The 1643-nt window shown below is 51.5% G+C and carries 1 rRNA gene; it reads left to right on the forward strand.

Annotated elements, in window-relative coordinates:
- A 23S ribosomal RNA gene (locus K0039_RS20000) occupies positions 1 to 1643 on the forward strand; the annotation flags it as partial.

Here is a 1643-nt window from a genome sequence, read left to right on the forward strand (position 1 = left end):
TTATGATGGGTAGGAGAGCTTTCTATACGGATTGAAGCATTACCGTAAGGAGATGTGGACTGTATAGAAGTGAGAATGTTGGCATGAGTAGCGAGATGTGGGTGAGAATCCCACAGGCCGTAAACCCAAGGTTTCCAGGGGAAGGTTCGTCCGCCCTGGGTTAGTCAGGACCTAAGCCGAGGCCGAAAGGCGTAGGTGATGGACAACAGGTTGATATTCCTGTACCACCAATAACCGTTTGAGAAATGGGATGACACAGTAGGATAAGCTAACCGCACTGTTGGTTATGTGCGGGCAAGTATTGAGGCAGTTCAGGTAGGCAAATCCGCCTGAATAATGCTGGGGTACGATGCGGAGCGAAATTTAGTAGCGAAGTAGCTGATTTCACACTGTCGAGAAAAGTCTCTATCGAGGTTAAAGGTGCCTGTACCGCAAACCGACACAGGTGGGTGAGGAGAGTATCCTAAGGCCAGCCAGAGAACTGTTGTTAAGGAACTCGGCAAAATGACCCCGTAACTTAGGGAGAAGGGGTGCCATGGAAACATGGCCGCAGAGAATAGGCCCAAGCGACTGTTTACCAAAAACATAGGTTTCTGCTAAGTCGCAAGACGATGTATAGGAGCTGACGCCTGCCCGGTGCTGGAAGGTTAAGGGGATCTGTTAGGGTAACCGAAGCAGTGAACTTAAGCCCCAGTAAACGGCGGCCGTAACTATAACGGTCCTAAGGTAGCGAAATTCCTTGTCGGGTAAGTTCCGACCCGCACGAAAGGCGTAACGATTTGGGCACTGTCTCAACAACAGACTGGGTGAAATTGTAATACCGGTGAAGATGCCGGTTACCTGCGACAGGACGGAAAGACCCCATGGAGCTTTACTGTAGCTTGACATTGAGTCTCGGTGCTACATGTACAGGATAGGTGGGAGGCTATGAAGCATGGACGTCAGTCTGTGTGGAGCCATCCTTGGGATACCACCCTTGTAGTACTGGGATTCTAACCAGCTGCCTTGAATCAGGTAGTGGGACACTGTCAGGTGGACAGTTTGACTGGGGCGGTCGCCTCCTAAAGAGTAACGGAGGCGCTCAAAGGTTCTCTCAGTACGGTCGGAAATCGTACGTAGAGTGTAAAGGCAGAAGAGAGCTTGATTGCAAGACATACAGGTCGAGCAAGGACGAAAGTCGGACTTAGTGATCCGGTGGTACCGCATGGAAGGGCCATCGCTCAACGGATAAAAGCTACCCTGGGGATAACAGGCTGATCTCCCCCAAGAGTCCACATCGACGGGGAGGTTTGGCACCTCGATGTCGGCTCATCACATCCTGGGGCTGTAGTAGGTCCCAAGGGTTGGGCTGTTCGCCCATTAAAGTGGTACGCGAGCTGGGTTCAGAACGTCGTGAGACAGTTCGGTCCCTATCCGTCGCAGGCGTAGGAAATTTGAGGAGACCTGTCCTTAGTACGAGAGGACCGGGATGGACGTACCGCTGGTGTACCAGTTGTTCTGCCAAGGGCATAGCTGGGTAGCTAAGTACGGAAAGGATAAGCGCTGAAAGCATCTAAGCGCGAAGCCTACTTCAAGATAAGATTTCCCACCGTAAGGTTAAGACCCCATGAAGACTACATGGTTGATAGGTCAGAGGTGGAAGT

The organism is Terrisporobacter mayombei (genome assembly GCF_020748465.1).
Taxonomy (GTDB): Bacteria; Bacillota; Clostridia; order Peptostreptococcales; family Peptostreptococcaceae; genus Terrisporobacter; species Terrisporobacter mayombei.